The organism is Limnofasciculus baicalensis BBK-W-15 (genome assembly GCF_024178385.1).
In the GTDB taxonomy this organism is placed as follows: Bacteria; Cyanobacteriota; Cyanobacteriia; order Cyanobacteriales; family Coleofasciculaceae; genus Limnofasciculus; species Limnofasciculus baicalensis.
On sequence record NZ_JAMZMM010000173.1, the window covers coordinates 10585 to 12733 of the forward strand.

3 protein-coding genes and 1 tRNA gene are annotated in these 2149 nt (G+C 40.9%); 1 reads left to right on the forward strand and 3 read right to left on the reverse strand.

All coding sequences use genetic code 11. The annotated features are described in order from the left end of the window. Positions 1–153: 153 nt before the first annotated feature. Positions 154–552, forward strand: coding sequence for a hypothetical protein (locus NJ959_RS16975; protein ID WP_254012923.1), 399 nt, complete (start codon positions 154–156; stop codon positions 550–552). A gap of 187 nt (positions 553–739) precedes the next feature. Here NJ959_RS16975 and NJ959_RS16980 read toward each other — a convergent pair whose 3' ends face one another. The 3 genes from NJ959_RS16980 to NJ959_RS16990 all read right to left on the reverse strand — a co-directional run bounded on the left by NJ959_RS16980 (position 740) and on the right by NJ959_RS16990 (position 2072). Beyond that, positions 740–1393 (reverse strand): GIY-YIG nuclease family protein, encoded by a 654-nt coding sequence (locus tag NJ959_RS16980; protein WP_254012924.1) that lies wholly within the window; start codon positions 1391–1393, stop codon positions 740–742. Positions 1394–1406: 13 nt separating this feature from the next. After that, complete coding sequence (locus NJ959_RS16985; RefSeq protein ID WP_254012925.1) at positions 1407–1811, reverse strand: DUF1499 domain-containing protein; 405 nt, start codon at positions 1809–1811, stop codon at positions 1407–1409. A 179-nt stretch (positions 1812–1990) separates the two neighbouring features. Next, positions 1991–2072, reverse strand: a tRNA-Leu gene (locus NJ959_RS16990). Between the last annotated feature and the right edge of the window lie 77 nt (positions 2073–2149).

Consider the following 2149-nt stretch of genomic DNA (forward strand, 5'->3'; position numbering starts at 1 on the left):
ACCTCTCACCTCTCACCTCTCACCTCTCACCTCTCACCTCTCACCTCTCACCTCTAGCAAATTTATCTAAATTTTGTTCATAAAAAACATAATTATTTACAATTTTTAATATAAAATAACAAATGGAACAGATAAGGGCAGAAAAAGGTAGTTATGGGATTCCTTAGTAATTTGTTTGGTTTAAAGACTCAGTACGTCGATGAAGAGATAGATGAAGCAAAATTAGCAGGAGAGGATGAAAAGGGGACAGGATTTTTCCTGACTCCAGATGACGCTAAGACATTGGGCAATATTGAGTATATGCGGAGACCTACATCTGTAAAGAAGACGTTTGCTAACAGCGAGGAAGAACAGATTGTAGCAACCTCTGCTTTTGGGCAGAAAATTACAGTTGCCAACGGTAATTTGCCAACTCCACAACCGGAAGTTATATCTGAGGTTAAACCACCTACTCAGAATGAAGAAAACGGTAAGGTTAGTAATCAACGCCGGAGCGCCGACACGAGTATGGATATGTTCCGCAAAATGGCTAGCGAAATCAAAAAGTCATAAGGTTTTTTCCTGTTGCAGTCGAATGAAGTACCCAAGAGAAATCCGCTCAGAAACCCGGTTTCTATATACCGTTGGATGAAGTAGGCAAAAAAAACCACTCAGAAACCGGGTTTCTTGGAGAAACCCGGTTTCTACATACCTCACTCACCCGCAAAGCGCTGTAAAATCTAAAATCTAAAACTATTAATCAAGATTCGTTGATAACGTTACTCCAATCGTCATTTTCCACGGCAGCTTCTAACTTCTGACGGCGTTGGATATCAGTGGAGTGAGTCAATGTTTCCTTTGTCAGGGTTCCATCTGCCATTGCTTTGCGAAGTTTAATCTTTTTCTCTTCATAGGCATTCTTTTCTGCTGTAGACATAGCGGCTTTTGCGGCTGCACCAACTGTCTCTGCCCACATTTCTCTAGATTCACCATTTCCTGGAGGAATTGTATCGAGTTGAGATATCCATTTATCTCGCAATTCTTCCATTTCAGTGCGTTTTGGATACTTGAAGGTTTTCACCCGAACAAAAGCGCAAATTTCTTTGCCATTTTGGGCAATGTGACTGTTAAGAGAAATGAGAACATTCCGGGAATAACCGATGTATTGGGTAGAGCTTTTATCATCTAAAACTGCGTAGACACCAGCTACTTTGGCATTCTGAGAAAGTTCGCACCAAGCATCCAGGGGGGTTATACTATCTCCATTATTTTCTAAATTTGAATCAATTCTGATATTAGCCGCACTATGTTCATCATCAGAACTATATAAGAAGTTATGGAGTCCCTGATGTTCAATGGGTATATTTTGGTCTTCAATCGGTACTTGTTGGTTCGTTTCCACGGGGATATTCATGTTAATTAAATTCCTAAGCGTTATTTTGCATTTCGTTGAGTTTGGCTCGAATGGTTTCAACTCGTTTGCGGTTTACTCCTAAATCTGATTTTCCCAGACGAGAGGCGGAACGAACATGGATGATATTAGCACTTGAATCTAGATAAAATTCTACGTCATCGACGTACCCCATCAGTTTACTCGTGAATTCTGCGTAGAGGTAATTATCGTTTTCTGCGATAATTTTCGTTCTCTCCATATTCTCAATGACAGTTTTCAGGTTAGCCATTACCTGTTGGGGGGAACTTTTGTAAGTTAAAGGCTCAATTTTATGCTGGACATCTTGACTTTGGCTGCTGACACAGTTGGGGGAATTAGGGCAGGGGGCTAGTTTTCCTGAGTTAACGCCAATATTCGTAGGTCTTTTTCCGGCAAACATGTTTTTTTCCGATTAGACACAGAATCCTTCACAAATAAACTATGAAAAGGTTCTGTCTGTACTTTTTTTATACTACAAATTGACCTGTGGAATGTGGGATATTAGTAAAACTTATAATGATAAGTAGGGGAGAGCTTAACAAGGCACTTGTCCCTAGCCCCTGCCCCTCTTAATCTATATGCGGATGGCGAGACTCGAACTCGCAAGGCTTACGCCACACGCCCCTCAAGCGTGCGTGTCTACCGATTCCACCACATCCGCGCAGTTATTTATTATAGCAGTAACTATGAGAAAATTACACATTCCCAATAAATTAGATTGGGGTGGGGAGACAATGG